The 2,322-nt window shown below is 56.2% G+C and carries 3 protein-coding genes; all 3 read right to left on the bottom strand.

Going from position 1 to position 2,322, the window contains the following annotated elements; translation table 11 throughout:
• A partial coding sequence (locus A3AY_RS0128455) for a hypothetical protein (protein ID WP_018329076.1) occupies nucleotides 1-456 on the bottom strand: 456 nt, incomplete at its 3' end.
• Nucleotides 457-659: 203 nt separating this feature from the next.
• Nucleotides 660-1,238: a hypothetical protein gene (locus tag A3AY_RS39450; protein WP_040669344.1), complete on the bottom strand. Its 579-nt coding sequence runs from the start codon at nucleotides 1,236-1,238 to the stop codon at nucleotides 660-662.
• 145 nt (nucleotides 1,239-1,383) lie between these two features.
• Nucleotides 1,384-1,824, bottom strand: coding sequence for a hypothetical protein (locus A3AY_RS0128440; protein ID WP_018329073.1), 441 nt, complete (start codon nucleotides 1,822-1,824; stop codon nucleotides 1,384-1,386).
• Between the last annotated feature and the right edge of the window lie 498 nt (nucleotides 1,825-2,322).

The raw sequence follows: 2,322 nt of genomic DNA, 5'->3' as shown, positions 1-2,322 counted from the left end.
CGCCTCATTCGTATCCGTCGCACTGCGAGCGAGCTCGTCGGCAGAGGCATGCCTGGCGCGCAGGTGAGAAGTGCCACCTGACGGACTTGGAGGCTGCAACATCGGCTGGCTTTCCTGCGTTTGCGCAGCAACTTCGGCAGCCGGGCGATCGACCTCATGCAGCTTCAAGGCTTCGACCTCTACGCCATCGGCCGCCCACATCGTTGCTCGTGCAAGACCGGCATCGACTCCGTCTTTGCGGGCAGACCCAGAATTTATCGGATCAGACTGCACGTTTCCACCTTCGCCGGGTGTGCCATGTGCTTCGTTTGAGTTGAACAGATGCGACGTCTTATCTTCTACTTCCTGGGCCAAAGCCTTGAGGTCTGTGTCGCCCCAGATTGAGTTCGTCGGTGCCCTCAGCCGTCGTCGCCCCGACTTGAATTCAACAACGAACGTCTGCTGTGGCTTTTTCATATATTCTCGATCCTAAGTAACGGTCAAAACTCAATGCCGATCGGCGCTACTGCATTCATGCCGACCAATATAGCTATTCGCCGCGCGCCTCAACTGGGCGGCACGCGACACGGCAACTCGACCTTTGCGCTGAGCCTCCTAGCTCGCGCGCAACCTGATGAACAACTTCAAGATCGCCGCTCGTTGCAACGGCTCGCGTAGGATCAGGATCCGTTGAACCGTTCAAGCATTTTTGTAAGCTGAGCATTCTGCAAATGCAGTTTCTGCGTCAGCTGGCTCCTCAATTGCATGATCTCCTCGTCCAGGCTTTGAACCTCATCGAAAAATCGAAAGGACGACGATTGCGCACTTTGATCGCCGATTGCGACGGCCGTGCTGTCCGAAACCATATCGGTTCTGGTTCTCTTCGCACGCTTCGTCCGCGGTGCTCGTGGCGACTTTTTGCCTTGCTGGTTTTCAGGCTCCAAGACATGTGCGTCAGCACCGGATCCACTGACCTCGTGAAGTGCCGGCGTATGGACCTCGACACCATCGACTGGCGAGAGTGCTTGGGGGAGATCGAGATCGCCGTCGGTTTCATTTAACGTCGTCGTTGGCACGATATCGACGCTCGGGTGCTCCTCGAGATCACCAGATACTGCAGTTGAATTTGACGAAAGCGCAGACGTTTGTCGCGCGCCGCTTTCGCGCGCCTCAGCATCAATCGCAAGCGAACTCTCTGGAGTTTCTGCTGACCGCCTTCGCAACGTTAGCTGAGCAAGGAATTTCCATGGTGATTTCATAGTGCTTCAACCTCGAGCAATCCGCACCACGACGTTGCCGCAGCTTGACATCCGGGCTCGCGAGGTGAGCCCGGCGAATGTCTCTGCTACCGAGACAGTATTGGCTGAGGTCGATCTCGCAACCGCCCTCGCCGTTGCGCGTCTATCAGCCAAGCCCGAGCCGCTTGCGCAGATCGGCATTTTCCGCGCGAAGCTTATCTGCCAAGGTTTTACGGAGCCTTTTATTCTCTTCTTCAAGCTGAATAAGATCCGCGATGTCATCCATTGCCGGAACAGTCGCCTTAGCCGTTTTGTCGGCTTGCTTTGGCGTCCTCTTGCTGCCGGTGCCCTTGATGGCATTCTTCCTAGTGCTCTTGCCAGTGACTTGGGTTTCGCCCGTCGCCAGCGTTGCTTGCGCGGCTTGCTCGCCACGCTTTCGTGGGGCCCTCGGCAACTTTTCAGACTTGGCAACAGATGCAGCTACGGTTTCTTCGGCAGCTGCTTTCTGGCGCCGTGGTGCGCGCTGTTTTTTTACAGCCGGCACTTTTGCCGTTGCATCCGTCGGTGCAACTTCGGTAATAGACGCCACACTGTTCTCATCAGCCATCAGTTATCTCCCTCTACAGCCAAGATTTCTTTTCGGCTGAGTGAAAGAAGGAGTCAATATGAGCACAACAGATAGCTCACGGCTGACACGCAGCGCCATTGACCGTGTATAAAGATCAGCGGGAAGCGGAATACAGCACTCGACGGGTCATGCAGCGACCTCATGTGAATTCATTGCGAACCGCGACCTGCGGACTTCGAGAGGCTATCCGGTATGCCCGATCTCCGCGAGGAGTTTCTGGCGGAAGACTTCGGCGGGCGTTTTGTAGCCCAAGTTCCGATCCTCGCCTGCAGGTGCGAAAAGGCTTGACATTGATGCTTTGTAAGCGGCGTTCGGGACGTGGCGTCATCTCCCTCACGAGAATCCTGAGCTACGAAGTTCAGCTCGTAGCGCAGAATTGCGACGCAACCTTCCGGCCCGCAATGTACCCGAAGGTGAGTGCTGGACCCAGATTTATTCCTCCTGAAGGGTAGTAGCCGCCCATGACGCTAGACATGT

This window comes from Rhizobium giardinii bv. giardinii H152 (assembly GCF_000379605.1).
GTDB lineage: Bacteria > Pseudomonadota > Alphaproteobacteria > Rhizobiales > Rhizobiaceae > Pararhizobium > Pararhizobium giardinii.
This window is presented reverse-complemented; position numbering and strand designations above follow the sequence as displayed.

Coding starts and splice junctions, on each gene's coding strand:
- A3AY_RS39450 (WP_040669344.1), bottom strand. CDS start 1,238: ATGAAATCACCATGGAAATTCCTTGCTCAGCTAACGTTGCGAAGGCGG.
- A3AY_RS0128440 (WP_018329073.1), bottom strand. CDS start 1,824: ATGGCTGATGAGAACAGTGTGGCGTCTATTACCGAAGTTGCACCGACG.